The 25,399-nt window shown below is 69.8% G+C and carries 27 protein-coding genes and 1 tRNA gene; 20 read left to right on the top strand and 8 right to left on the bottom strand.

Annotated features, from left to right (window positions below; genetic code table 11):
• Positions 1-5 precede the first annotated feature (5 nt).
• Both ALI22I_RS37380 and ALI22I_RS49925 read left to right on the top strand, forming a co-directional pair.
• A complete protein-coding gene (locus tag ALI22I_RS37380; protein ID WP_077011118.1) occupies positions 6-1,205 on the top strand; it encodes a DNA polymerase III subunit delta' in 1,200 nt (399 codons plus the stop codon).
• Positions 1,206-1,298: 93 nt separating this feature from the next.
• Entirely contained in the window at positions 1,299-1,646 is a 348-nt protein-coding gene (locus ALI22I_RS49925; RefSeq protein ID WP_077010325.1) for a hypothetical protein, read from the top strand.
• Here the strand turns inward: ALI22I_RS49925 and ALI22I_RS37370 are convergent.
• A complete protein-coding gene (locus tag ALI22I_RS37370) occupies positions 1,609-3,201 on the bottom strand; it encodes a hypothetical protein (protein ID WP_077010324.1) in 1,593 nt (530 codons plus the stop codon). The two genes, ALI22I_RS49925 and ALI22I_RS37370, sit on opposite strands and share 38 nt — an antisense overlap.
• Positions 3,202-3,325: 124 nt before the next feature.
• On the opposite strand from ALI22I_RS37370, the gene ALI22I_RS37365 reads away from it, so the two are divergent.
• Positions 3,326-3,399 (top strand) — tRNA-Thr (locus tag ALI22I_RS37365).
• A gap of 19 nt (positions 3,400-3,418) precedes the next feature.
• Here ALI22I_RS37365 and ALI22I_RS52570 read toward each other — a convergent pair.
• The 3 genes from ALI22I_RS52570 to ALI22I_RS37350 all read right to left on the bottom strand — a co-directional run bounded on the left by ALI22I_RS52570 (position 3,419) and on the right by ALI22I_RS37350 (position 5,489).
• Positions 3,419-3,688, bottom strand: a complete 270-nt coding sequence (locus ALI22I_RS52570; RefSeq protein WP_202971157.1) for a hypothetical protein — start codon at positions 3,686-3,688, stop codon at positions 3,419-3,421.
• 103 nt (positions 3,689-3,791) lie between these two features.
• Positions 3,792-4,955 (bottom strand): helix-turn-helix domain-containing protein, encoded by a 1,164-nt coding sequence (locus ALI22I_RS37355; protein ID WP_238598759.1) that lies wholly within the window; start codon positions 4,953-4,955, stop codon positions 3,792-3,794.
• A 111-nt stretch (positions 4,956-5,066) separates the two neighbouring features.
• Positions 5,067-5,489 carry an NUDIX hydrolase gene (locus tag ALI22I_RS37350; protein WP_077010322.1) on the bottom strand — a complete coding sequence of 141 codons (423 nt, stop codon included), beginning with the start codon at positions 5,487-5,489 and terminating at the stop codon, positions 5,067-5,069.
• Positions 5,490-5,650: 161 nt separating this feature from the next.
• Here ALI22I_RS37350 and ALI22I_RS37345 point away from each other — a divergent pair, with 161 nt between their 5' ends.
• The 5 genes from ALI22I_RS37345 to ALI22I_RS51485 all read left to right on the top strand — a co-directional run bounded on the left by ALI22I_RS37345 (position 5,651) and on the right by ALI22I_RS51485 (position 9,205).
• Positions 5,651-6,403 (top strand): TauD/TfdA family dioxygenase, encoded by a 753-nt coding sequence (locus ALI22I_RS37345; protein WP_077010321.1) that lies wholly within the window; start codon positions 5,651-5,653, stop codon positions 6,401-6,403.
• Positions 6,400-6,744 carry a hypothetical protein gene (locus tag ALI22I_RS37340; protein WP_077010320.1) on the top strand — a complete coding sequence of 115 codons (345 nt, stop codon included), beginning with the start codon at positions 6,400-6,402 and terminating at the stop codon, positions 6,742-6,744. The genes ALI22I_RS37345 and ALI22I_RS37340 overlap by 4 nt, the downstream gene beginning before the upstream one ends.
• 258 nt (positions 6,745-7,002) lie before the next feature.
• Positions 7,003-8,034 carry a radical SAM protein gene (locus ALI22I_RS37335; protein ID WP_238598758.1) on the top strand — a complete coding sequence of 344 codons (1,032 nt, stop codon included), beginning with the start codon at positions 7,003-7,005 and terminating at the stop codon, positions 8,032-8,034.
• Positions 8,024-8,623, top strand: a complete 600-nt coding sequence (locus ALI22I_RS37330) for a class IV adenylate cyclase (RefSeq protein WP_083752295.1) — start codon at positions 8,024-8,026, stop codon at positions 8,621-8,623. The genes ALI22I_RS37335 and ALI22I_RS37330 overlap by 11 nt, the downstream gene beginning before the upstream one ends.
• Before the next feature lie 411 nt (positions 8,624-9,034).
• Positions 9,035-9,205, top strand: coding sequence for a hypothetical protein (locus tag ALI22I_RS51485; protein WP_179118492.1), 171 nt, complete (start codon positions 9,035-9,037; stop codon positions 9,203-9,205).
• Here the strand turns inward: ALI22I_RS51485 and ALI22I_RS37320 are convergent.
• Positions 9,192-10,142: a TIGR03617 family F420-dependent LLM class oxidoreductase gene (locus ALI22I_RS37320; RefSeq protein ID WP_083752294.1), complete on the bottom strand. Its 951-nt coding sequence runs from the start codon at positions 10,140-10,142 to the stop codon at positions 9,192-9,194. The two genes, ALI22I_RS51485 and ALI22I_RS37320, sit on opposite strands and share 14 nt — an antisense overlap.
• Positions 10,143-10,210: 68 nt before the next feature.
• Positions 10,211-10,663 carry a DUF4442 domain-containing protein gene (locus ALI22I_RS37315; protein WP_077010316.1) on the bottom strand — a complete coding sequence of 151 codons (453 nt, stop codon included), beginning with the start codon at positions 10,661-10,663 and terminating at the stop codon, positions 10,211-10,213.
• A gap of 129 nt (positions 10,664-10,792) precedes the next feature.
• Between ALI22I_RS37315 and ALI22I_RS37310 the strand changes: the two genes are divergently transcribed.
• Entirely contained in the window at positions 10,793-11,311 is a 519-nt protein-coding gene (locus tag ALI22I_RS37310) for a MarR family winged helix-turn-helix transcriptional regulator (RefSeq protein ID WP_077010315.1), read from the top strand.
• Positions 11,311-12,984, top strand: coding sequence for an MDR family MFS transporter (locus ALI22I_RS37305; RefSeq protein WP_077010314.1), 1,674 nt, complete (start codon positions 11,311-11,313; stop codon positions 12,982-12,984). The genes ALI22I_RS37310 and ALI22I_RS37305 overlap by 1 nt, the downstream gene beginning before the upstream one ends.
• Positions 12,985-13,074: 90 nt before the next feature.
• Here ALI22I_RS37305 and ALI22I_RS37300 read toward each other — a convergent pair whose 3' ends face one another.
• The gene (locus tag ALI22I_RS37300) at positions 13,075-13,578 is read right to left on the bottom strand and encodes an inorganic diphosphatase (RefSeq protein ID WP_077010313.1); all 504 of its coding nucleotides are present in this window, start codon (positions 13,576-13,578) and stop codon (positions 13,075-13,077) included.
• 115 nt (positions 13,579-13,693) lie between these two features.
• On the opposite strand from ALI22I_RS37300, the gene dacB reads away from it, so the two are divergent.
• The 4 genes from dacB to hpt all read left to right on the top strand — a co-directional run bounded on the left by dacB (position 13,694) and on the right by hpt (position 18,069).
• Positions 13,694-15,319 carry a D-alanyl-D-alanine carboxypeptidase/D-alanyl-D-alanine endopeptidase gene (gene dacB, locus ALI22I_RS37295; protein WP_077010312.1) on the top strand — a complete coding sequence of 542 codons (1,626 nt, stop codon included), beginning with the start codon at positions 13,694-13,696 and terminating at the stop codon, positions 15,317-15,319.
• A gap of 203 nt (positions 15,320-15,522) precedes the next feature.
• Positions 15,523-16,536 carry a zinc-dependent metalloprotease gene (locus tag ALI22I_RS37290; protein ID WP_077010311.1) on the top strand — a complete coding sequence of 338 codons (1,014 nt, stop codon included), beginning with the start codon at positions 15,523-15,525 and terminating at the stop codon, positions 16,534-16,536.
• Between the two features lie 52 nt (positions 16,537-16,588).
• The gene (gene tilS / locus ALI22I_RS37285; RefSeq protein WP_077010310.1) at positions 16,589-17,500 is read left to right on the top strand and encodes a tRNA lysidine(34) synthetase TilS; all 912 of its coding nucleotides are present in this window, start codon (positions 16,589-16,591) and stop codon (positions 17,498-17,500) included.
• A 17-nt stretch (positions 17,501-17,517) separates the two neighbouring features.
• Entirely contained in the window at positions 17,518-18,069 is a 552-nt protein-coding gene (hpt, locus tag ALI22I_RS37280; RefSeq protein ID WP_077010309.1) for a hypoxanthine phosphoribosyltransferase, read from the top strand.
• A gap of 169 nt (positions 18,070-18,238) precedes the next feature.
• On the opposite strand, the gene ALI22I_RS37275 is transcribed toward hpt, so the two are convergent.
• Positions 18,239-19,939: a substrate-binding and VWA domain-containing protein gene (locus ALI22I_RS37275; RefSeq protein WP_077010308.1), complete on the bottom strand. Its 1,701-nt coding sequence runs from the start codon at positions 19,937-19,939 to the stop codon at positions 18,239-18,241.
• Between the two features lie 420 nt (positions 19,940-20,359).
• Here ALI22I_RS37275 and ftsH point away from each other — a divergent pair, with 420 nt between their 5' ends.
• From ftsH to ALI22I_RS37245, 6 genes are read left to right on the top strand one after another with little or no spacing between them, the layout of a single operon-like run.
• Positions 20,360-22,615 (top strand): ATP-dependent zinc metalloprotease FtsH, encoded by a 2,256-nt coding sequence (ftsH, locus tag ALI22I_RS37270; protein WP_077010307.1) that lies wholly within the window; start codon positions 20,360-20,362, stop codon positions 22,613-22,615.
• Positions 22,612-23,256 carry a GTP cyclohydrolase I FolE gene (gene folE / locus ALI22I_RS37265; protein WP_077010306.1) on the top strand — a complete coding sequence of 215 codons (645 nt, stop codon included), beginning with the start codon at positions 22,612-22,614 and terminating at the stop codon, positions 23,254-23,256. Before ftsH ends, folE begins: the two co-directional genes overlap by 4 nt.
• A gap of 29 nt (positions 23,257-23,285) precedes the next feature.
• A complete protein-coding gene (gene folP, locus ALI22I_RS37260; protein WP_077011115.1) occupies positions 23,286-24,074 on the top strand; it encodes a dihydropteroate synthase in 789 nt (262 codons plus the stop codon).
• A gap of 55 nt (positions 24,075-24,129) precedes the next feature.
• The gene (gene folB, locus ALI22I_RS37255) at positions 24,130-24,492 is read left to right on the top strand and encodes a dihydroneopterin aldolase (RefSeq protein ID WP_077011114.1); all 363 of its coding nucleotides are present in this window, start codon (positions 24,130-24,132) and stop codon (positions 24,490-24,492) included.
• Entirely contained in the window at positions 24,485-24,970 is a 486-nt protein-coding gene (gene folK, locus ALI22I_RS37250) for a 2-amino-4-hydroxy-6-hydroxymethyldihydropteridine diphosphokinase (protein ID WP_077010305.1), read from the top strand. Before folB ends, folK begins: the two co-directional genes overlap by 8 nt.
• A complete protein-coding gene (locus ALI22I_RS37245; protein ID WP_179118491.1) occupies positions 24,964-25,209 on the top strand; it encodes a hypothetical protein in 246 nt (81 codons plus the stop codon). The genes folK and ALI22I_RS37245 overlap by 7 nt, the downstream gene beginning before the upstream one ends.
• Positions 25,210-25,399: the final 190 nt, after the last annotated feature.

The following is a 25,399-nucleotide window of genomic DNA, read 5'->3' as shown; positions in this document are numbered from 1 at the left end:
GCGTGGTGAACCGTGGTGTGTGGGGCGACGTCGTCGGCCAGCCCGAGGCGGTCGCGGTGTTGTCGGCGGCGGCCGAGGCCGCCGCGTCGATCGTGGCGGGCGGGTCGCCGGCTCCGGGAGCGATGACCCACGCCTGGCTGTTCACCGGACCGCCCGGTTCTGGGCGTTCGGGAGCGGCACGGGCGTTCGCCGCCGCACTGGAGTGCATCGCCGTGGACGACCGGCCGGGGTGCGGCTCGTGCGCCGGCTGCCACACGGCGTTGGCCGGCACGCACGCCGACGTGCGGGTGGTCTCCCCCGAAGGGCTGTCGATCTCCGTCGGCGAGATGCGGGCGCTGGTGCAGGTGTCCGCTCGGCGGCCGACGTCCGGGCGGTGGCAGGTGGTGATCATCACCGACGCCGACCGGCTCACCGAGGGCGCGGCGAACGCGCTGCTCAAGGCCGTGGAAGAGCCGCCGGAGCGGACGGTGTTCCTGCTCTGCGCGCCGTCGGACCACCCGGACGACGTCTCGGTGACCATCCGGTCGCGGTGCCGGATCGTGTCGCTGGCGACGCCTCGGGTCGCGGCCATCGCGTCGGCGTTGGAGTACGACGGCGTGGCGCCGGAGGTGGCGTCGTGGGCGGCTTCGGTGTGCGGCGGGCACGTGGGGCGGGCGCGGCGGTTGGCCACGGACGAGCAGGTGCGCGCACGGCGCGAGGCGGTGTTGCGGATTCCTCTCGCGTTGCGGCGTCCGGCGGACATCTTCACCTGTGCCGACCAGCTCGTGTCGGCGGCCGAGGGTGATGCGTTGACCGCCAACGAGGGTCGTGACCTGGCCGAACGTGAGGCTCTGGAGACCGCGATGGGTGGTGGTGGCACCGGCAAGGGGACGGCTGCCGTGACCCGCGGCGCGAAGGGCGCGTTGAAGGACCTGGAGAAGCGGCAGAAGTCGCGGACGACCCGGACCCAGCGCGACTCGTTGGACCAGGCGTTGGTGGACTTGGCCGCGTTCTACCGGGACGTGCTGGTGACGGCGTCCGGTGCGCCGGCCGTGCTGAACCACCCGGACCGGGCCGAGGACGCCCGTGCGGCCGCGTCGTCATGGACGCCGGAGTCGACGTTGCGCCGACTGGAGGCCGTGCTGAACTGCCGGACCGCGCTGGAACGGAACGTGAAGCCGCGCATCGCCGTCGAGGCCATGCTGACCACCCTCCAGCGGGGCTGAGGCCGCAGTCCCGGCCACCACGATGTACCGGCGGACCGGTGATCCGGAGTTCCTGGACGCCGCGCGGCGGATGGCGGACTCGCGCTGGTCGCGTTGACGCCCGACCACGTGCCGGTGTGGGACTACCGGTCGCCGTTGGCCCCGAACGACGTCAAGGACGCCTCCGCGTGCGCGATCCCGGCTTGTGCGCTGCTGGACCTGTCACGCGTGACCGGCGTGGCGCGTTACCGCGATCGCGCGCTACTGATCCTCGACGCCCTGTGCCGCACGTGCCTGACCTCGGCGTCCACCCGGCATGAGGCCGTGCCGGCACGCGGCACGCGCGACCGTCCCGCCGAGATCGGTGTCGAGGTGCCGTTGCCGTACGGGGATTACTACTTCGTGGAGGCGCTGTTGCGCGTGCTCAAACCGCAGGCGGTGGCTCGGGCGATCGGCTTGTGACCTTCGGCGCCGGACGGCGGCGGGTCGGCAGGGCGGCGACGATGATCACGCCGATCAGCAGCAGGGCGGTCCCGGTCCAGAAGATCGGGACCGTCTTGTACGCCGCGTTCGTGTAGGCCAGCGGCTGGTCCTTCTTCGGCGGGGCCGCCTGTCCGCCGCCTCCTGGCGGGGCCTGCGCCGGAGCGCAGACCACACCGCCGTTCGGGGCGGCCGCGCGCACGATCTGCTCACCCAGGGACACCTGCGCCAGCGCCGACGGCAGGTTCGGCAGACCGAGGGCGTCGGTCGGCAGCAGTTGGAGGTCGAGCAAGCGCGCGGTCGCCCCGAGCATGTACCCCTTGATGATCGGGCCGCCCTGCTGGAGGGGGCCGTCGATCACCGTGTCCCGCTGGTTGAGCTGCGCGATCTGGAGCCGCAACACGCCGATGTCGAGCTTGGGCAGGCCTTGGGCGCCGACGCGCGGGAGTTTCTCGCCGGGGGCAACGCCGATCGGGACGTCCAGCTTCGGGTTGGCCGCGTCGAGCGTGCCCAGGTCCTTGCCGCTCTGGGTGACCCGGAGGACCGGTGCGGTGTACGTGATGCCGGACGTCGCCTTGTCGCCGGTGGACAGCGCGACCAGGGTCGGCTGGCTCACCACGTCGATGCGGATCTCCGCCGGGCTGCCGGCCAGGAGCCGGACGCTCGCGGCCTGGAGCGTGGACGTCGACCGCACGGCCTTGTTCGGGCTGCCGGGGAGGTCGACCAGTTCGACGGTGGAGTGGGCGCTGAGGGTGTCCGGGAGGCTGAGCAGCGAGCCGTTCGCGCCGGTGCCGGGGGTGCCGGAGAGCAGGCCGCCGAGGTGGCTGAGCGGGGCGGCGAGCTGTTTGACGTTGTCGATCAGCGACTGCTTGGCGGCGGCGTCGAGCTTCGGCGTGACCTGGGTGAGCAGGCCTGTCAGGTCCAGTGAGCTGGGGAGAGTCGGGATGGCGTTGAGGACGCTGAGGGTCGCCACGGAGGTCTTGGCGTCGGCGAGGGGCTGCACGCACGGGCCCAGCTCGTCGTTCCAGCGGGCGTGCACGCTGCCGTCGAGGAGACCGACCTTGAGCAGGGCGTCGAGCGGGGTGGTGGGCGGCATGAGGCCACCCGTGACGGGGTTCGCGTTGTCCGGTGAGGCGGTCTGCACCAGCGTGCCCGGTGTCTGCGGCGCCCGGCCCCGCACCGCGAAACCCAACGGCGAGGCCTGCGCCACGGCTCTCTCGTAGGACAGGAACGCCTCGGTGTTCGCCTGCGCGGACGCCAGCCCGACCCCGATCTCCGCCGCCGACTGCTCGCCCAGCCGCTCGCCGAAGCCGGGCAGGATCGTGTTGGTCGGCGTGGAGTCCGGCGCCAGCCTGACGACCGCCAACCCGGTCCCCGCGTCCCCGACCGCGTGCGCCCGGATGGCGGGCCCCGCGGACACCGGCGGCTGGTTCGGGTCACGCGGCCCGGGCACCGGCGTGGTCGCCGGCTGGGCGAACGCGGGACCGGCACAGAGCACGACCAACACGGCGGCGGCAGGCAGAGCCATCAGGCGCATGCGGTCCTACCTCCATGACGACGGCGTCATCGTGCGACGCCCGCGTGAGCATCGTCACTCCTCGCCCAACGACCCGGCCCCCGCTCAGGTGACGCAAAAGCTTGAGCTATAGTTGTCGCGTCTCGCCGCCTTAGCTCAGTCGGCCAGAGCGGTTCACTCGTAATGAACAGGTCATCGGTTCGATTCCGATAGGCGGCTCAGCGAGATAAGGACCAGGTCAGTGCTTCTGACCTGGTCCTTCTTCCTTTTCAGGGCCTTGCACCAGGTGAAGCACTGAGCTGACTTGGGCTTGCTGTGTGCCCGAAGTGTGCCCATCGGTACCGGTGGACCGGCGAGGGACGAGGCTGGCGGCTGCCTCGGCAGCCTTTCGGGCGACCTCGGGCAGCACGCTCGTGTAGATGTCCGAGGTGATCGTGATGGACGAGTGGCCGAGCATCTCTTGAACCGTCTTCATGTCCGCGCCCGCCGCCAGCGCTCCCGCGCGCACGAGAGCAGCTCTGACCAGCGGTGGGGGGCGACCCCCTGGCGGTCGTTTCCTCGACCGGTACGTCATAGCAGCTCGCTGTGTGTACGGAACTCCCAGACTTTGGCTAACCGCGAGACGGCGCGAGCTGATCGTTCAGCCGTTGGAGAGCGGCACGGCCATCGGCGCTGATCTCGGCGAGTCCGGCGTCATCGGCCGCTCGGATGGTCCGCTGAATCTGGTGCGGCAGGCGGTGCGTCTCGGAGGCTATCAGCGCTGCCCGAAGTGCATCCGCTGCGCCGTCTCGTTGCCGGGCAGCGAGCAGCACTTGCCCGGCGGTCACGCGTTCGATGATGTGCCACTGCGGTGCGACCGGCACCGCGTTGGGCTGGTCGGTCTGCATGACGCGCACGGCTTCGGCGGCGCGACCGGTCGAGATCAGGCCGCGTAGCTGGATCTCTCGGAAGGTGAACGGGTTGAACAGCATCCCGCGTGCATTCCCGCTGTCGAGAAGATCGCGGTAACCGCTGATCGCGCGATCGAACAGGTCGGGGTTGCCTTGCTCGCCCGCTGCCCGAGCGAGCAGCGCGAACGCAGTTCCTCGGCCTTCCTGGTCGTCGGACGTGGCCACTGCTCGGCCGAGGCGGGCGACGGCCGCGCCGATGTGATCGGCCTTGCGCAGTTCGTTGCCGTGCATTCGCAGTGCGTGCGCCAGGAACGTGGAATCGCCCAGCCGCTCGGCCACTGCCAGCGCCTTTCCGGTCCACCGTGCCGCTGCGGACAAGCGTTCCTCGGGCAGCACGGTCCCCAGGGACACGCCCAGCGCCGCTCTGCCTTGGCCGAGCAGGATCAAGGTGTCGCGTTCGGCGCGGCCTTCGGCGGCGCGCGCCTCCAACCTGGCGACGAGTGGCCACAGCTCGTTGACCGCATCGACGGCCCGCCCTGCCTGGCGGGCGATCTCGGCCAGGCGGATGGTCGAGTCGCCGAACTGGATCATGGCGGCGAAGTCGGCATCGTCGTTGTCGGTCACGCCGAGCACGTGCATCGGCAGGCCGAGCACGCGCGCGATGTGGCGCCGCGTGGCCACATCGCTGATGGTGCGCCGACCGGTCTCGATCATCGACACGTAGGTCTTGTCATAGTCGAGCAGCGTGGCCAGCCGTTCCTGACTGAGCTGGTTCAACCGGCGGTACAGGCGCAGGATCGTCGCCAGGTCACGACTCCGTAGGGCGGTTGCGGCCTCGGGAGCCGACCACAGCCAGACCGCCGGGGTCAGCGGGCGCGCTGGCATGGCGGGCGGTGCGTGACGTGCGCTGGCGTGGCACGTCGGGCAGATGGGCTCGATGGCCAGCCTGCTCAGCTCGGCCCCGCACGCCTCGCATCGTCCACCCGTCATGAGCGCCTACCGGATCAGTTCCCGGTCGGTCTCGCGCAAATACGCGAACCAACTCGCGATCGAGCGCTTGTACCCGTCCGGCATGTTCAGGTCGCGCACATCGGACTCGGTGAACAGACCGACTTCCTTGTGCTCGTGGGAGAGCACGGGCTCAGCGTCACCGTCCGGGTAACAGCCGTAGGTCACGATGAACACGTTCTTCTCCGCCACGTTGATGTAGTACATCCACGTGTCGAGGATCGGGCCGGTGGTCACCTTCCACTGCGTTTCCTCGGTGATCTCCCGCGCCACGCACTCCTCGGGCGTCTCGCCGGGCTCGATCCGGCCTCCCGGTAGCTCCCACTCCTCGCGCTCGTTCTTCAGCAGCAGCACTCTGCCATCGCGCACCACCACGCCCTTGATCGAGACGGCGTAGACGAACTGGTCCATCAGCGATGACCTCCGGAGTGGCGGATGGCTGCTCACCTGCAACGTAGCACCGAGACATACGAATACCGGCGACGCTGTGTTGACAGCTTGTCACTGGACGTTCTGAGTCGAATCGCGCTCCCATGATCCTCACGAGACGACCGTTTCGGGAGGTAGGGACGATGAACGACCCCTTCGCGGGCTGCCGCGTCGCGGCTGACGACGCGCTCGGCCTGGTGGATGTGCTCGCTCGTCGCGGTCTGGTCCTGGTGGATGGTCTCGCCGACTCGGCGGACCTGCTCCGGCTTGCTCGCTCGGTCGCGACCGTGGTGCCGCACAGAGACAGCGCGTCGGACGGTGTGACCACGCTCGTTGACCTGGGTCCTGCCGCGCCCAGTGGGTTCGCCGGGTTCAGCGCGTGCGCGCTTGACCCGCACACCGACCGCTCGGGAGTTGCTCACCCGCCCGCGCTGCTGATGTTGAGCTGCTCGCGACCGGCGACGAGCGGTGGTGAGTGCGTGCTGATCGACGGCCAGTCCGTCTACCTCGATCTTGCCGAAGCTGAACCCGAGGCACTGGCAGCGCTGTGCGCTCCACGGTCGGTCCTGTTCGGTGGAGCATCCGGACACTTGGGAGCGATCTTCTCCGAGGACGCCGAACGACAGGTCACCGTCAGGCTGCGCATGGACGATCTCGCCCAGTTCTCACCGGAGGTGAGCCGATGGCTGCCGACGCTGCGAGCGACGATTGACCGACACGCAATCGAGTTGGACCTGACCGCCGGACAGGGCTACATCCTCGACAACCACCGATGGCTGCACGGCAGAAGGGCTTTCAGCGGGCACCGCGTCGTGCACCGCGTCAACGGGAACCCGCTGCCCCACCTCGGCATCCAGACCGGCATCCCCACCGGAGCGCGGAGCACTGCGGTATGAGCGACGAGGCGGCGGTGCGTGCGTTCCCCGCCTTGGCGGGCCTGGTTGCGATCAGGGACGCGGGATGGCAGTTCGTCCACCGAGACGTAGCTGACGGTGTGCCCACCCAGGTGGACGGCTACCGGCTTTGGTCGGACGGCTGGCACGACGCCATCCGGGTGCGCAACAGCACCGACGCGATGGCGTTGCGCGCGGACGGCAACGAGCCGCCCGGAATCGTGTGGGAACGCGCTGGTTCGTTGTCCGACGTGGTCGAAGGTCTGCTGAGCCTGCCCGCGCCGACCCAGCGGTTCGCCCCTTGCCTGGTGGTCGCGTCCGCGCCCGCGCTGTGGACGCCATAGCTCGACCGGCCAATCCCGATCCGATTCGCGGAGTGTCGCTTCGCAAGACCACCTGACCGCTCCGGTGAGGCAGGGCGGGACCCCTCCCGCACACGGCCACCCCAGTCACCGGAGCACTAGCGCGGCGGGGAACGACGTCCGCCCCGACCGGACAACGTTCCCCGCCGCGCCCAGCCCAACACAACACCCTGAAGGGCACCCAATCTCATGACTCCCCCCGGTGTACCGGTCCACGTCGTCAGAGACTCCACACTGCGCGTGAAGATCCTGGACGCCTGCGGCATGACGTGCACGTTCTGCCACAACGAGGGCACACCGGTCGCGGTGGACAACCGCCGCCGCCCACTCGGCGACTTCACCACCGCCGGTCCCAGCGGGCGCGTGTCGATCTACGCCGCCACCAACGGCGCGGCGTTCCTGCCCGCACCGGTTCCCGCGAACGAGCAGTTAGGGCACGCCCTCGCCGCCTTACGCGACGCGATGCACCTGACCGAAGTGCACTTGACCGGCGGTGAACCGACTCTGCACCCCGCCGTGGCGCGCCTGACGAAGATCGCCACCGAGGCGGGTCTGCGGGTCGGGATGACCTCCAACGGTGAGCACGGAGCGGACGTGCTGCCCGACTGTGCCGCCGCAGGCCTCGACCGGGTGAACTTCTCGATCTTCGGCACGACGGCCGCCGAACTCGCCGAGGTCCAGCACGCCCGCTACCGCGACGCCGATCGCGCGCAACGCAAGATCGACGCCCTGAAACGTTCGATCGCCGCGTGCGAGGCACACGGGGTCAAGGCCAGCGCCAACATCGTGGTACTCGACTACAGCCACGCGCCGCGCGTGCACCGCCTGCTCGATGAGTACTCCCCGCACCTGTCGGTCCGGCTGCTCAACTCGCTGGATCACGGCACCGCGTCGGTGGAAGCCATCGAGCGCATCCTGGCTGAGCGCGGAGCTGTCGCCGAGACGCACTACATCACCGCAGGCGTGTCCGGCTCACGCACCGCCTACCGCCTCCCGGACGGACGGCGGGTGTACTTCAAGCAGATCCGGCGCGTCCGACTGCCCGAGACCTGCGCCGGATGCCGGTTCAACAACGACACCGACTGCCAAGAGGGCTTCTACGGCGTGCGGCTCTACTACGACCGCACCGGCCGCTATCAGGTCGGTGTCTGCATCCAACGCATGGACCTGTGCATGACCCTGGACGACTTCCTCACCGGCCCGGTGCTGGCAGAAGTGCTGGCCCTGCGTGAGGTCGAGTACGACCGACTCACCCGCCGCCATGCGGCATAGCGTCGAGACCATCACCGATCAACCCGGAAGGACGACCGCGAGTGCCATCGAGCACGAAGCGCCCATTGAGTTCGAAGGCAAGATCCTCGACGTAGACCCCGCGCAGATGGAACAGCTCATCCTCGACAAGGGCGGCCAGAAGCTCGCCGAGCGGTTCATGCGCCGCTACGTCTACGACATCACGCCCGGCGACCAGTCCAAGTGGATCAGGCTGCGGGACACGGGCGACGAGGTGACGCTGACCGTCAAGCAGATCACCAGCGACGCCATCGACGGCACCCACGAGACCGAGGTGCGCGTGGACGACTTCGACACGACCAACGCCCTGCTCGGCGTGCTCGGGTTCACCGCGAAGTCCTACCAGGAGACCAAGCGCACGAGCTTCCTCCTCGACGGCGCGCAGGTCGAGATCGACACGTGGCCGCGCATCCCGCCCTACGTCGAGATCGAAGCCGGGTCGAAGGACGAGGTCGTTCGGGTCGCCGCACTGCTGGGGTACGCCGAGGAAGAGCTGACCGGAGAGAACACCATCAAGGTCTACGCCCTCTACGGCATCGACCTGAACACCATCCCTGACCTGCGCTTCTGAACACCAACCGGTGTGCCCGATGTGTGCCCGGACGCCTGATCAGCGAGCGGCAGGGACCGGCCCGGAACGGCAGTCGCCCCGGTCTGACCAGTACGGATCAGACCGGGGCGACACCGCCCGTCAGTGTCCGACTCGATCACTGACGAACTCGTAATGAACAGGTCATCGGTTCGATTCCGATAGGCGGCTCAGCGGGACGAGGGCCGGGTCAGTTGCTGACCCGGCCCTCCTTCTTTTTCCGGCCTGCTGACCGGATCAGCGGTGGTGATCTCCGAGTGGCGGATCGTCGTTCGGCTGCGATGTCGTACCGGCGTAGTCAAACGGAGACGAGGTTGCTCCATCAGGGTGACCTTTTCACCATTGGCGTCAGGTGTGAGTCACCGTGTCGTTGCCACCGTGGAGGTGAGGGCGATGGTCACGATGATCGTGTTTACGGTGCTGGCCCTGCCGTTAGCCGTGCTCGCGGCGCGGGTGGGGCGTCGTCGGTGGGTCCGGCGGCGGACCGTTGCGCGGGTGCGGGCGGAGTTGTTCCGGCATTGGGTGCGTGAGGAGCCGAGCGGGCAGTACCTCATCCGGTTCTGAGGACCGGGGCCGCGATCCTGGTGATCACGTCGCCGTAGCGGTGGGTCAGCTCGGCCTTCGCCTCCGCCGGCGTGCCTACGACAGCGAAGGCGTCCAGGACCTCGTCGGTGACGGCGGCGGCCATGTCGTCCCACAGCTGCCGTCGGGACAGGCGGTGGAGTTCCTCGTGCAGGTCGCCCCAGCCGTGCAGGTCCAGGACCTTGCGGTAGGACGGCGTCGAGCCGTAGAAGGCGATCTGACGCCTGACCTCGACGACGGCCTCCTCGTCGCACGCCACCAGCGACGGACCGCTGATCTCCAAGCCCGCCAACGGTTTACCGGCCTTGGCCCGGCCACGCGCCAACGCGGGCAGCGTCACCTCGCGCAGGTAGCGCTCGGTGGTGAAGTTGTGGCACAGGAACCCGTCCGCCACCTCGCCCGCGACCTCGGTCATCAGCTCGCCGACACCGGCCAGCCACACTTTGGGCGTCCCGTACGGGTTCGGGCCCGGGTCGAAGAACGGTGTCATCAACGTGTGCGTGTAGAACTCGCCGCGGAACCTCAGCCGGTCGCCGGTGGCCCAGCTGTGCCAGATCGCGCGCAACGCCAGGACGAACTCGCGCATCCGCGCGGCCGGCCGCGACCACGGCATGCCGAACCGCTTGGTGACGTGCGGCTCCACCTGCGAGCCGAGGCCCAGGTTGAACCGGCCGCCCGAGAGCAGTTGGAGGTCGTTGGCCTGCACCGCGGTGCTCATCGGGTTGCGCGCGAACGCCACCGCGATCGCCGTGCCCAACTCGACCCGCTCCACCTGCCCGGCCACCCGTCCGAGCGCCAGGAACGGGTCGTGCTTGATCTCCGCCAGCCAGAAACCGTCGCAGCCGTCGGCCTCCGCCGCACGGGCCGCGTCGAGCACGGTCCGCGGGTCGTACGCGATCTCCAGCCGGTCCACCTTCACAGCACCGGAAACTACTCGCACGCCACGCCGGAAATCGGCTTGAGTCTGCGGTGGGTGTCGAGAGCTGATCAGCGGTTCGGGCGGAGGGTCCACACGACGGTCATCTCGCCGGTCGTGACACCCTCCGCGTTGGTGATCGTCACGCCGACCGGGAACTCCGGCCGCGTGCCCGACGCCAACTCCGCCACCACGTCCGCCGCGGGCCGCCCCAGCACGGCCTCGGCACGCAGGGTGCCCATCGCCACCTTCTTGTAGGTGATCTCCGACCGCACCACCAGCGGTGTCGCCTTGTCCGTGTGGTCGGTGAACGCGGCCATCACCACGGCGCCGGACGCGGTCTCCGCGACGCCGAACATCATCGCCGCGTGCGGGCCGCCGACGTGGTTGCGCAGCTCCTCGCGGTCGGGCAGTTCGGCGACCACCCGATCGCCCGCGACCTCGGGGAACTCCACGCCCATCGTCTTCACCCACGGCACGGCCCGCTTCATCGCGTCCGGCACGAACGAGTAGTCAGCGCTCATGACCAGGATGCTACCGGCCGGTAACCCGCGAGACGCGAGTCACCGGGTATTCGATTTGCCAAGATCCCTCTCCGGGTGCATGCTTGTACTCAGCAACTAGTTGGTTGATGCAAGCAAACGGAGTGTGTGATGGCGACCGCGGCGAGTGACGAAGAGCGGGCCGAAGAGCTCGCCAGGGCCGACCGGATCGGCATTGCCCTGGTACGCATCAACAAGATGCACGCCTGCGTCGCCGCGCACATGAGCAAGTCGGGCCTGGACAAGGCCTCCTTCGTGTTGTTGGCCAACCTCAACCAGCTGGGCCCGTCACGGTCCAGCGCCCTGGCTGAGGCGGTGTTCTCCGACCCGTCCACGGTCAGCCGCCAGGTGGCGACGCTGGTCAAGGACGGTCTGGTGGAACGCCGGGCGGACCCGGAGGACGGCCGCGCGAGTGTGCTGGCGGTGACCGAGGCGGGCGCCCGCCTGCTTCAGGAACGCCGTACCCAGCGCAACGTGGTGCTGGCCCGCTTGTTCACGGACTGGTCCACGCAGGAGTGGGACCAGTTCATCGAGTACTTCGAGCGCTTCGTGGGGGACTACGAGAAAGCGCTGCCGGATTTCATCGCTGGGAGCGGACTGGGGCCGCGCTCAGAAGGGAAGACGAACTGATGTCGGAAACGACAACTCGAGCCGACGCGCCGCCACCCGGCGCCGCTCTGCTCACCCACCGGCAGATCCTGACCATCCTGTCGGGCCTGCTGCTCGGGCTGTTCCTGGCCGCACTGGACCAGATGATCGTGGCGACCGCCATGAAGACCATCGCGGACGAGCTGCACGGCCAGACGCTGCAGGCGTGGGCGACCACCGCGTACCTGATCACCGCGACGGTCTCCACGCCGCTGTACGGCAAGTTGTCCGACATCTACGGCCGCAAGCCGATGTACCTGACCGCGATCTCGCTGTTCCTCGCGGGCTCGCTGCTGTCCGGCATCGCCAACTCGATGTACGAGCTGGCCGCGTTCCGCGCGGTGCAGGGTCTCGGCGCCGGTGGTCTGATGTCGCTGGCCATGGCGATCCTGGCGGACATCACGTCGCCGCGTGAGCGCAGCCGCTACACCGGCTACTTCATGGCGGTGTTCGGCATCTCCAGCGTCGCGGGCCCGGTCGTCGGCGGTCTGTTCGCCGGCATGGAGTCGTTCCTGGGCACGGCCGGCTGGCGCTGGGTGTTCCTGATCAACGTGCCGATCGCGCTGGTCGCCCTGGTCGTGGTGGCCAAGGTGCTCAACATCCCGCACCAGCGGGTGAACCACCGGATCGACTTCGTCGGCGCCGGTCTGCTGACCACCGGCCTGGTGCCGCTGCTGATCGTGGCCGAACAGGGCCGCGAGTGGGGCTGGGCGTCGGGCACCTCGATCGCCATGTACGTGGTCGGCGTGCTCGGCCTGATCGGGTTCGTGTTCACCGAGAAGCGCATGGGTGACGAGGCGCTGCTGCCGTTGCGGCTGTTCAAGCGGCAGACGTTCGCGCTGGGCAACGCGATCAACTTCGTGCTCGGCATCGGGATGTTCGGCGCCATGGTCTCGCTGCCGCTGTACCTGCAGATCGTCAGGGGCTACTCGGCCACCGAGGCCGGCCTGATGATGATCCCGCTGACGCTCGGCATCATGATGGCGGCGGGCACGAGCGGCACCATCACCGCGAAGACCGGCCGTTACAAGGTGTTCCCGATCGTCGGGTTCGGGTTGATGACGCTGACGCTGTTCGTCTTCAGCACGGTCGGCACGGACACGCCGATCTTCCAGCCGCTGGTGCTGATGTTCTTCGTGGGCGCCGGCCTGGGCCTGTGCATGCAGACCCTGCTGGTGGCCATCCAGAACGACGCCGAGCCGCGGGACATGGGCGTGGCGACCTCGTCGGCCACGTTCTTCCGCCAGATCGGCGGCACGGTCGGCACCGCGGTGTTCCTGTCGATCCTGTTCAGCACGGTCGGCGACAAGATCGGCAACGCGCTGCGCACGGCGATGGGCACGCCGGACTTCCAGGCGGCGCTGGCCCGTCCGGAGAACGGCGAGTTCGCCCGGTCGTTGCAGAGCGGGACCGGGTTCGACCTGGACAACACCGAGTTCCTGAGGACGCTCGACCCGGTGCTGGCCCGGCCGTTCCTGGACGGCTTCTCCAGCTCGATCGGCCTGGTGTTCCTAGTCGGCGGCCTGGTGACGCTGGTCGGTTTCGCGATCGTGTGGTTCCTGCGCGAGGTGCCGCTGTCCGACCGTTCCGGCCTGGAGCGGGTGCAGGACGAGAACGCCGACCGCGAGGCGCCCGCGCCGATCGCGATGCACTGACGCCGACCTCGTACTGACGCCGTACTGACCCGCTGAACGCGGAAGAGGCCCGCTCCCCGATCGGGGAGCGGGCCTCTTCGTGCGGTCAGCTCAGTGGTCTTCGCCGCGCGCGACGGCGTCCTTCAGGCGCTGGTACGAACGGACGATCTCGGCCTCGGCCTCGGTGCGGCCGACCCAGGTCGCGCCCTCGACGCTCTTGCCCGGCTCCAGGTCCTTGTAGACCTCGAAGAAGTGCTGGATCTCCAGCCGGTAGAACTCGTTGAGGTGGTGGATGTCGCGCAGGTGCTCGGAGCGCGGGTCGTCCGCCGGGACGCAGAGCAGCTTGTCGTCGCCGCCCTTCTCGTCGGTCATCCGGAACATGCCGATCGCGCGGGCCCGGATCAGGCAGCCCGGGAACGTGGGTTCCTGGACCACGACCAGCGCGTCGAGCGGGTCACCGTCCTCACCGAGTGTGTCGTCGACGAACCCGTAGTCCGCCGGGTACTGAGTGGCCGTGAACAGGGTCCGGTCCAGCCGGATGCGCCCCGTCTTGTGGTCCATCTCGTACTTGTTGCGGACCCCCTTGGGGATCTCGATGGTGACGTCGAACTCCACTGCGCGGTCCTCGCTCGTCTTCGCCGTTCGTTACGCCACTAGTGTGGACTACGACGTCTCGTCAACCCCCTGCCGAGGGTGTGACGTTGCCCGTACTCGACCGCGGAGGACTGCGTTGCCCGACGAGCCATCGTGGCCGACCGTTGACGGCGACGAGGTCGACCGCGAGCCGCCGACGGTGCAGGTCAGACGCCCTGAACCGCCGACCATGCGGATGCAGGCGCCGGTTCCGGCCAAGCCCGTGCGGGTGCCGCCGAAGCCCGTCGCGCCGCCTCCGCCGCCCCGACCGGAGCCCGCGACCGAGATCAAGTCGGAACCTGAACCGGTTGCTGAACCGATCACGGAAAGTGAAGAACCGCCGCCACCGCGGGCTCGTCGGCGCAAGCGCCCGTTCGTGCTCGGCGCCGCGGCGCTGCTGGTCGTGGCCCTCGCCGGCACGGCGGTGACCGGCGCCCAGATGGGGTGGTTCGACACCACGCCCGCGCCGACGACCGCCGCGCCCCTGCCACCGGCGCCGGTGGCGCTGTCGATGAAGGGCGTCGGCGCGGACGGCGCGGCGCCGACGGCCGCGGGCGTGCGGGCGATGCTGACCGGTCCGGCGGCGAACGGCTTGCTGAACCCGATAGCGGGTCTCGTGGTGGACCCGGTGACCGGCACGGCGCTGTGGAACCAGGGCGAGACCACGCCGCAGACGCCCGCGTCCACGATCAAGATCCTGACCGCGGCGGCGGCGCTGCTCGCCCTCGACCACACGTCACAGCTGTCGACGCAGGTCGTCCAGGGCGCGCAGCCGGGGACGGTGGTGCTGGTCGGCGGTGGCGATCCGACGCTGTCGTCCCTGCCCGCCGGTGAGAGCACGGTGTACCCCGGCGCGGCGACGATCGACGACCTGGCCGCGCAGGTGCGTGCCGCCGGGCCGGTGACCCAGGTGCAGTACGACGTGTCGCGGTACGCGGGCGCCACGATGGCGCCCGGCTGGGACCCCGCCGACGTGCAGAACGGGTACGTCGCGCCGATCGAGCCGGTGATGCTGGACGGCGGCCGCAACGACCCGAAGGCGTACGACACACCGCGCGCGTCCGCGCCCGCCGCCGAGGCCGCGCGGGTGTTGGCGCAGCGGTTGGGCGTGCCGGCGGTGGCGGCCGGTGTGGCGGCGCCGGGCGCGAAGGTGCTCGGCGAGGTGAAGTCGGCGCCGGTGGACCAGCTGGTCGAGAACCTGATGCAGATCTCGGACAACGTGCTGGCCGAGACGATGGCCCGTGAGGTGGCCAAGGCACGTGGCGCGGAGCTGTCGTTCGCGGGCGCGGCCAAGGCGGTGCGGGACGTGCTGACCGAGAACGGTTTCGACCTGTCGTCGGCCACGATCGTGGACGGCAGCGGGCTGTCGCCCAACGACAAGGTGCCCGCGAAGCTGCTGGCGGACGTGCTCGCCGCGGCGGCCAAGCCGGACGCCTCCGATCCCAAGACCGCGAAGCTGCGGCCCCTGCTCACGGCCCTGCCGGTGGCCGGTGGCAGCGGCACGCTGGCCGGGCGTTACGAGGAGTTCGGCGCGGAGGGCCGCGGCTGGGTCCGCGCCAAGACCGGCACGCTGACCAGTGTGAACTCCCTGGCCGGCGTGGTCCTGACCACCGACGGCCGGCTGCTGGTCTTCACGTTCATGTCGTTGAACCCGGGAAGGGCCGCCGACGTCCGCGGCGCCCTGGACGAGATGGCCGCCGCCCTCCGCACCTGCGGCTGCTAACCCGACCCGAGCGTTGAACTCAGCGGTCCCCAACGATCGACTCTCGCGCCCCGAACGTTCGACTCTCCCGAGAGCCGAACCTTCAGGTCCCGCGTGTCCAACGTTCAGAACGCGCGTGTCCAACGTTCAGAATGGGCGAGTTGAACGCTCGGGACGTGGGCTGGAGTGTTGTTCGGGCGGTCCGCGCAGGTAGCGTCAGAAGGGTGAACCCGGCGACGCAGGACCGCAGTGCCCCGGTCGATTGGGCTCTGGCCGTCACCACGGCGACCAGGCTCGTCCGCCCCGGCCCGATCGTGCCCAGAGCCGAGGCGGACATCGCCGTGCACCGCCTCCGGGAGCTCGCCGTGGACGCCGAGGTGCACGTCCGCGACCTCACCGGCCTCGGTCACGGCCTGCCGCTCAAGCAGGGCGAGGTGGTCGACCGCCCGGGGTGGGTGCGCGCCGCCGTGCAAGGCCTCGCCGCGCTGACCGACGGGGCGTTGCCCAAGCAGTCCGGCGCGTTCAGCGGGGTGATGGCGGGCACGGCCGGCGTCCAGGCGGGCGTCGTGATCGCCTTCCTCAGCGGCCGGGTGCTCGGCCAGTACGACCCGTTCTCCGACGACGGCAGGCTGCTCCTGGTCGCACCGAACATCGTCGGCGCCCAACGGGCCCTCGACGTCTCCGGCGAGGACTTCAGCATGTGGGTCTGCCTGCACGAAGGCACCCACCGCCTCCAGTTCACCGCCGTGCCGTGGCTGGCCGGGCACTTCGCGAGCCTGGTCGCCACCCTGCTCGGCAGCATGGACGAGAGCACCGCGCCGCGCCTGCGCGACCTGCCCAAACGCCTGCGCGAGGCGGACGGCCTGGTGGAACTGCTGCAGAGCCCGGCCCAACGCGAGGTGCTTGATCGGCTCATCGCTTTGTCGACACTGCTGGAAGGCCACGCCGACCACGTGATGGACGCCGTCGGCCCGGACGTGGTGCCGTCCGTGCGCACCATCCGCGAACGCTTCACCGCCCGCCGCCAGGGCGGCGGCGTGCTGGACCGCGTGCTGCGCACCCTCCTCGGCGTCGAGGCCAAGGTCCGCCAGTACGCGGAGGGCGCGGCGTTCACCGGGCACGTGGTCGACGCGGTCGGCATGGACCGCTTCAACACCATCTGGACCAGCCCGGACACCCTCCCCACGCGCGCGGAGATCGCCGACCCGGCCGGCTGGCTGCGTCGCGTCCGACCGTGAGCGCCTGACCGTGAACACCCAGCCGTGAGCACCCAGTCATGAGCACTCGACCGTGAACGGCCCGCTCGCCGACGTGCGCACGGCCGTCAAGCGCTTCCTGCGCGAACACCGGCCGGAGCAGGTCACCGTGGCGGTCAGCGGCGGCGCGGACTCGCTCGCCCTGGCCGCTGTCACGGCCGGCCTCACGGAGGCGTCGGCCGTCGTCGTGGACCACGGCCTGCAACCCGACTCCGCCGAGGTCGCCGAACGCGCCGCGCGCACGTGCCGCGACTTCGGCCTGCCCACCGAGGTGCGCCGAGTCGAGGTCACCGGACCGGGCGGCCCCGAAGCGGCAGCCCGAAGGGTCAGATACGCGGCGCTGAGACCGGAGCGCGGCCTGGTCCTGCTCGGCCACACCCGGGACGACCAGGCCGAAACGGTCCTGCTCGGCCTCGGCCGGGGCTCCGGGCCGCGCAGCATCGCCGGCATGCGCGCGCACGACCCGCCCTGGGGCCGTCCGCTCCTGCGCATCTCCCGCGCCACGACCCGGGCCGCGTGTGACGAACTCGGCCTGACGCCGTGGAGCGACCCGCACAACGAAGACCCCCGCTACACCAGGGTCAGGCTGCGCCGCGAGGTCCTCCCGCTGCTCGAAGAAGTCCTCCAGGGCGGGGTGGCCGACGCCCTCGCCCGCACCGCCGCCCACCTGCGCGAGGACAACGACGCGCTGGACGAACTGGCCGAGGCGTTCGACGGCGACTGCCGCTCGGTGGACGACATCGGACGCCTGCCCACCGCCCTCCGGCGCCGCGTTCTGCGCCGCTGGCTGCTCCGGGAGAACGTGCCCGAGCTGTCCGACTCGCACCTGCGCCGGGTCGACGCACTCGTGAGCGAGTGGCGAGGTCAAGGCGGGGTGTGGTTGCCGGGCGGCTTTGTGGCACGGCGCGCGCATGGCAGGCTGCAAGTGGAACCAGTGCAGTCATGACAAAAGGGGAACCGTCCGTGTACGACGGCGACATCAGTTCCGTGCTCATCACCGAGCAGGAGATCAGCGACAAGGTCACCGAGTTGGCCAACAAGGTCGCGGCTGACTACCCGGCCGACAGCGGGAACGACCTGGTCCTGATCACCGTGCTGAAGGGCGCGGTGATGTTCATGACCGACCTGGCCAGGGCGTTGCCGGTGCCGGTCCAGTTGGAGTTCATGGCGGTGAGCTCCTACGGCTCGTCGACCTCGTCCTCCGGCGTGGTGCGCATCCTCAAGGACCTCGACCGGGACATCGCGGACCGGGACGTGATCATCGTCGAGGACATCATCGACTCCGGCCTGACGCTGTCGTGGCTGCTCAAGAACCTCGCGTCGCGCAAGCCGCGGTCGTTGGAGGTGTGCACGCTGCTGCGCAAGCCGGACGCGGTGAAGGTCGAGGTGCCGGTGAAGTACGTCGGCTTCGAGATCCCGAACGAGTTCGTGGTCGGCTACGGCCTGGACTACGCCGAGCGCTACCGCGACCTGCCCTACATCGGCACGCTCGACCCCAAGGTCTACTCCAGCTGACCCGCGAGGCCGCGTCTGCCTAACCCGTGAGGCCGCGTCGGTCTGTCGTGCCGTGTTTCCGCCGATCACGCTCTTCGATCGGCGGAAACACGGCACGATGGGCCGACTTCCAGGCGGCCGAGCCCGCCGTCTGCGGAGCAGCGGCAATCCAACACCGCGGCAATCCAATTCAGCAGCTGGGCCGGCAGCGCCGTTGCGAGATGGCGTCCAGCAGCACGCCGCGGATGTCCTCCGGCTCCAGGGCCTGGTAAGCCTTGCCGCCGGTGGCGTCGGCGATCTGCCGCAGCGCGTTCATATCGGCCGAGGTGCCCAGGCCGATCATGATCATCGGCACCGGACGGGCCGGGTCGACCTCCGCCTTCAACGCGGCCAGCAGGCCGGGCAGGTCGATGCTGGAGATGTCGTCGTTGCTGCCGTCGGTGAACAGCGTCACCGAATTGATCTTCGACGGCTCGTAGGTCTGCTGCATGTGCCGGAACGCGGCCAGCGCCGTGTCGTTCAACGCGGTGCCGCCGCCGACCAGCGCGGGCAGGCTCCCGGCGCCCTTCTGCAGCTGGGACCGGCGCGTCGCGCCGGCGATCGGCTCGCCCAGCGGCCCGACCGGCACCAGCTCGATCCAGTCGTTCGGCGGCTTCTTGTTCGTGGAGAACGCCCAGAGACCGATCTCCGAGGTGTCGGGCAGCATGGCCAACGCGGTCAGCGCCGCCTCCTTGGCCGCGTCGACCCTGGTCTGACCGTTGCTCATCTTCTCGGCCATCGAGCCGGACACGTCCAGCACCGCCAGCATCCGGGTGTCCAGGCTCACCGCGCCCCACGTGCGCAGCAGCTCGGAGACCTGGTCGGGGTCGGGGGTCTTGAGCACGACGACCTCGTCGCCGCGCACGCCGTCCTTCTCGTTGGTCCAGCCGCCGGGCGCTTTGCCGTCGGGCGTGCGGAAGCCCGCCTCGGCGAACCGCTGGGCGGTCCGGGCGGTGCGCAGGGCCTTCACGAAACCCTCCGCGGCCTCCGCCGTGCCCGTCTGCTCACCCTCCCGGCTGACCCGCACCACCGGGTAGTCGAACGAGATGGTGCCCTCCTTGGGGTAGGAGGCGACGACCCGGCGTGACGCGGCGGCCCGGTTGGCGGCCAGCACGGACTGCTCCGAAGCGGTGAACACCGGCGCGTCCTCGGCACCCTGCACGACCTTGCCGAACGCGTCGCGCACGGACGGCAGCGCGTCCCGGCCGACCCGCAGCAGCGCGCCGATCAGCTCCGGCTTCGGCGTGCCGTCCGGGTTGCCCAGCTGCGCGCGGATGACCGCGAGCGTGGCCAGGCCCTCGGTGGACGTGGTCGGGTCGCTCAGCGTCACGGTCACGTTGGGGTCGACGACCCTCGCCCAGGTCACCGGCGTGACGGGCCAGCCGAGCTTGGTCATCGCCTGCTCCGAGCCCGCGATCACCAGCGGCGAGCTGGCCAGCGAGTCCAGGATGTCCAGCCGCGGCGCCTCGGCGCCCTGGTCACCGGCCTGCCGCTGGGTTTCGGCGGCCCACATGGACGAGTCCGGGACCCACAGCGCGGGCGGGTTGATCTGGGCGGTGGGCAGATCGTTGGACACGTCGGCCGCGCCGCGCGCCTCGACCTGCACCTGCACGCACTTGCCGTCGACGATGGTCTGATTGGCCTGGTAGTCGTCTGCGGCGCCGCGCACGACCTCCTCGATCGCCGGGGTGACCGCGATCTTGAGCGGGAGGGTGCCCTTGCACTCGGGGCCGCTGGTGGCTCGCAGCGCCACCACGGTGACGCCCGCGGCGGCGAGGACGCCGAGCAGGGCACCAACGGGGAGGATGACGCGGCGGAGGCGACCGGGGCCGTCCGGGTTGCGAGCAGTCATGCTTCGTACCTTTGGTCGGTGTTCACCCTTTCGGGTGGGTGAGGAACACTCAGTTGGTTGCCGAGGATGACACGGCTCACTCTTCTGACAAACTCTCGTGCTCTATGTCACCCGAGTGGTCCTCATGTCCTTGCTACCTGCTAGTAACGGAATACCCCTCGTAAGTGTTACGGGGTTGATGCCCACCCGGTTCATGGTCAACTCAGTCGACCGGATGAACCGCGCTGACCTGGTACGCGTGTCCAGGGTCACCCCGGGAACACTGGACGGCTCCCGACCGTTGGTTCGACAAGACGCGACAGGGCCCGTACGCGGAGCGCTCCGCCCGAGCCTCGGGCGGTAGGCTGGTCGGACGGGAGTGCCCGTCTGCGCCCGTCGACAAGTCAGGGAGGGTCGAGGCCGCCCGCCGGCCGTAAGTGCATGGACCGCAAGCGCCTGCTTCGCAACCCGCTGCTGTGGATCGTGGCGGTGTTGTTGCTTTTTTACGCCTTCAGCGTGCTTTTCGACGACAACCGGGGCTATGCCCCGATCAAGACGTCCCAGGCACTGCAACAGATCCGGGACGGCAACGTCAAGGAAGCCACGCTTGAGGACAAGGAGCAACTCCTCAAGCTCACCCTCAACGACGGGGTGACGGTCGACGGCAGCAACCGCGTGCGCGCCCAGTTCCCGGCGAGCTCCACGGACGAGATCTTCACCATCCTCGACCAAGCGGGCAACAAGCCGGTCCTGGAGACCAAGGTCACCCAGGACTCGTTCCTGATGCAGATGCTGCTGTACATGATCCCGTTGGGTCTGTTGCTGCTCCTGCTGATGTGGATGATGAACAACGCCCAGGGCGGCGGCAACCGCGTCCTGAACTTCGGCAAGTCCAAGGCCAAGCAACTGTCCAAGGACATGCCCAAGACGACGTTCGCCGACGTCGCGGGCGCCGAAGAGGCCGTCGAAGAGCTCTACGAGATCAAGGACTTCCTGCAGAACCCGGGCCGCTACCAGGCCCTGGGCGCGAAGATCCCGAAGGGCGTGCTGCTCTACGGCCCGCCCGGCACCGGCAAGACGCTGCTGGCGCGCGCCGTGGCCGGTGAGGCCGGTGTACCGTTCTACTCGATCTCCGGCTCGGACTTCGTGGAGATGTTCGTCGGTGTCGGCGCCTCGCGCGTCCGCGACCTGTTCGAACAGGCCAAGCAGAACGCGCCGTGCATCATCTTCGTCGACGAGATCGACGCGGTCGGCCGCCACCGCGGCGCCGGCATGGGCGGCGGCCACGACGAGCGCGAGCAGACGCTCAACCAGCTGCTGGTCGAGATGGACGGCTTCGACTCGCGCGGCGGGATCATCCTGATCGCGGCCACGAACCGGCCCGACATCCTGGACCCGGCGCTGCTGCGCCCCGGCCGCTTCGACCGGCAGATCCCGGTGTCCGCGCCGGACCTGAAGGGTCGCAAGCAGATCCTGCGCGTGCACTCCAAGGGCAAGCCGTTGCACGAAGAAGCGGACCTCGACGGCCTGGCCAAGCGCACCGTGGGCTTCTCCGGCGCCGACCTGGCCAACGTGGTCAACGAGGCCGCGCTGCTCACCGCGCGCAAGAACGGCACCATCATCACCAGCGTCGAGCTGGAGGAGTCGGTGGACCGCGTGATCGGCGGTCCGGCCCGCAAGAGCCGGATCATCTCCGAGAAGGAGAAGAAGATCACCGCCTACCACGAGGCCGGGCACGCCCTGGCCGCGTGGGCCATGCCGGACATCGACCCGGTCTACAAGGTCACGATCCTGGCCCGCGGCCGGACGGGCGGTCACACCCTGTCCGTGCCCGAGGAGGACAAGGACCTGATGACCAGGTCGGAGATGATCGCCCGGCTGGTGTTCGCGCTGGGTGGCCGCTCCGCCGAGGAGCTGGTCTTCCACGAGCCGACCACGGGCGCGTCCAACGACATCGAGCAGGCGACCAAGATCGCCCGCGCGATGGTCACCGAGTACGGCATGTCCGCCCGGCTCGGCGCGGTCAAGTACGGCCAAGAGCAGGGTGAGCCGTTCCTCGGCCGCAGCATGGGCCGGCAGGCCGACTACTCGCTGGAAGTCGCGCACGAGATCGACGAGGAAGTCCGCGAGCTGATCGAGGCCGCGCACACCGAGGCGTACGAGGTGCTCAACACCTACCGCGACGTGCTCGACGCGTTGACGCTGGAGTTGATCGAGAAGGAGACCCTGCACCAGAAGGACCTGGAGCGGGTCTTCGCCGGCGTCGAGAAGCGCCCGCGGATCACCAAGTTCAACGACTTCGGCAACCGCACCCCGTCGGACAAGCCGCCGGTCAAGACCCCGGCGGAACTGGCCAAGGAGCGCGGCGAGCCGTGGCCGCCCGCGATCGAGGACACCCTCGACCAGGAGCTGCCGCCCGCCCAGGACCCGGTGCCGACGCCGCCCAACGGCAGCAACGGCGTCCAGCCCCAGCCGTACCCGCAGCCCTACCCGCAGGCGCAGGCGCCGCAGCCGCAGGCCTACCAGCCGCAGCCGCAGCACCCGTCGTCCGGCCCGCCGAACTACGGCGCGCCGCCCGGGTGGACCCCGGCCACGGTGCCCGGCGGCGCCCCGCAGCCACCGCAGTGGCAGCCGGAGCCGACGGACGCGGAAGCGGGGAAGCGGTCCTTCGACACGGACCCGGACAACCGCACGTGACCGAGCACGTCACCGAGCACGACCAGACCGGCCTCTCCGGAAACGGGGGGGCCGGTCTCGCGCGCCGACCCTTCGACCAGAAGCGCGCCGAGGCGGCGGTGCGTGAGCTGCTGCTCGCGTGCGGTGAGAATCCGGAGCGCGAAGGCCTGCGGGACACGCCGGCGCGGGTGGCGCGGGCGTACCGGGAACTGTTCGCCGGGCTCTACACCGACCCGGACAGCGTGCTGAGGAAGACGTTCGACGAGAGCCACGAGGAGCTGGTGCTGGTCACCGACATCCCGATGTTCTCGTTCTGCGAGCACCACCTGCTGCCGTTCCACGGTGTCGCGCACGTCGGGTACATCCCGAACGAGCACGGCCGGGTGACCGGGCTGTCGAAGATCGCCCGGCTGGTCGACCTGTACGCCAAGCGGCCGCAGGTGCAGGAGCGGCTGACGTCGCAGGTGGCGGACGCGTTGGTGCGCCGGCTCGAACCGCGCGGCGTGATCGTGGTGGTCGAGGCCGAACACCTGTGCATGGGCATGCGCGGCGTGCGCAAGCCCGGTTCGCGGACCACGACGTCGGCGGTGCGCGGGCAGCTGCGCAGCTCCGCGACATCGCGGGCGGAGGCCATCGAGCTGATCCGGGGACGTCTGCGGTGAGCGTCCCCAGGCCGGGGCACTGCGTGGTGATGGGCGTGTTGAACGTCACCCCGGACTCGTTCTCCGACGGTGGCCGCTACCTCGACCTGGACGACGCCGTCGCGCACGGCGTCGCCATGTTCCGGCGCGGGGCCGACCTGGTGGACGTCGGTGGCGAGTCCACGCGGCCCGGTGCGTCCAGGGTGTCGGCGTCGGTGGAGGCCGCGCGGGTGGCGCCGGTGATCCGGGCGCTGGTCGCCGAGGGCGTGCCGGTCAGCGTGGACACCACGCGGGCCGAGGTGGCGTCGGCCGCCCTGGAGGCGGGCGCGTCGATCGTGAACGACGTGTCCGGCGGGCTGGCCGATCCCGCGATGGCGTCGCTGGTGGCGTCGGCGGGCGTGCCGTACGTGCTGATGCACTGGCGTGGGCACAGCAGGCGGATGGACCAGCTGGCCGTGTACGACGACGTGGTGCGCGACGTGCGCGACGAGCTGTGCCACCAGGTGGACGCCGCCCTGGCCGCGGGCGTGGCGTCGGACGACATCATCCTCGACCCCGGTCTGGGGTTCGCCAAGAACGCCACGCACAACTGGCAGCTGCTGCACGGGTTGGGTTCGCTGCTGGAGCTGGGGTTCCCGGTGCTGGTCGGCGCGTCCCGCAAGCGTTTCCTGGGCAGCCTGCTGGGCGATCGGGCCCCCGACGGCCGGGAGGACGCGACCGCGGCGGTCTCCGCGTTGGCGGCGTTCACCGGCGCGTGGGGGGTGCGGGTGCACGACGTGGACCGGTCTCTGGACGCGGTGGCTGTGGCGCGGGCGTGGAGGCTCGGACATGCCGACTGACATGCCCACTGGTGTAGATGTCTCAGCCGTAAGTGTCTCAGCGGAGGTGGTCGAGATTTCTGACCGGATTTCGCTGCGGGGTCTGCGGGTGCGCGGGTTCCACGGCGTGTTCGAGCACGAGAAGCGGGACGGCCAGGACTTCCTGGTGGACATCACGGCGTGGCTGGACCTGTCCCGCGCGGCGGCGACGGACGACCTGCGCGAGACGCTGCACTACGGGGAGTTGGCCGAACGTGCGGCGGCGATCGTGGCCGGTGGGCCGTACGACCTGATCGAGACGGTGGCGGGCAAGGTCGCCGACGAGGTGATGACCGACCTGCGGGTGCGCGCGACCGAGGTGACGGTGCACAAGCCGTCCGCCCCGATCCCGTTGGCGTTCGGCGACGTGTCGGTGACGATCCGGCGCACGCGTGACTAGGGCGGTGCTGTCGCTCGGCTCCAGCCTGGGCGACCGGCTGGGGTACCTGCGGTTGGCGGTGGACGGGTTCGCCGACGTGCTGGTGGCGGTGTCGCCGGTGTACGAGACGGCGCCGTGGGGCGTGACCGACCAGGACGACTTCCTCAACGCGGTGCTGATCGTGTCCGGTGACGTGGACGAGTGGGGCTGGCTGCGGCGTGGTCAGGCGTTGGAGCAGGCCGCCGGGCGTGTCCGGGAGCGGCGTTGGGGGCCGCGCACGCTGGACGTGGACGTCGTGACGGTGGACGGCGTGCGGTCCTCCGATCCGGAGTTGCTTTTGCCGCATCCGGGGGCGCACGAACGCGCTTCGGTGCTGGTGCCGTGGCTGGACGTCGAGCCGGACGCCGTCGTGCCGGGGCATGGCCCGGTGCGTTCGCTGGTGGCCGGTCTGGACCTGAGCGGGGTCACTCGAAGGGCTGATCTGTCGCTGTGGTGCTGAGGATCTTCCCGTGGGTACGCCACCTGCCGGAGGCGGGCCGCGAGGAGTTCGTGGTCAAGCTCGTCGAGGCCATGCGCTCCACGGCGGAGTTGGACACCAACGTGCCGGTCGCGACGGTCATCGCCGTGTGGAAGAACACCGCCGACATCTATGCCGATCCCGAGTTGCTGGCGATCCTCACCGGACCCACAGAGGGCGACTTCGGCCCGGTGCCCATGCCGGTGGTGGAGGAAGAGTGAGCCCGAGGTGTGGCGATCGGGCCGCACCACCCCCGCGACTTGTCGAATGGGACGTACGTTTCGCGCACAACGACGCGGCCAAGGGGTGGGACGAGTTGAGCAGACAAGCACCGTGTGGATCACTTGGGCGGGTATCGGGCATCCCAAGGCGACCGAGTAGCGGTACGGCGGTGGACCGCCGGCGTGGCAC

It is taken from the genome of Saccharothrix sp. ALI-22-I (genome assembly GCF_001984175.1).
Classification (GTDB): domain Bacteria; phylum Actinomycetota; class Actinomycetes; order Mycobacteriales; family Pseudonocardiaceae; genus Actinosynnema.
Note: the sequence above shows the minus strand (reverse complement) of the source record. Positions and strands in the feature narration are given on the sequence as shown.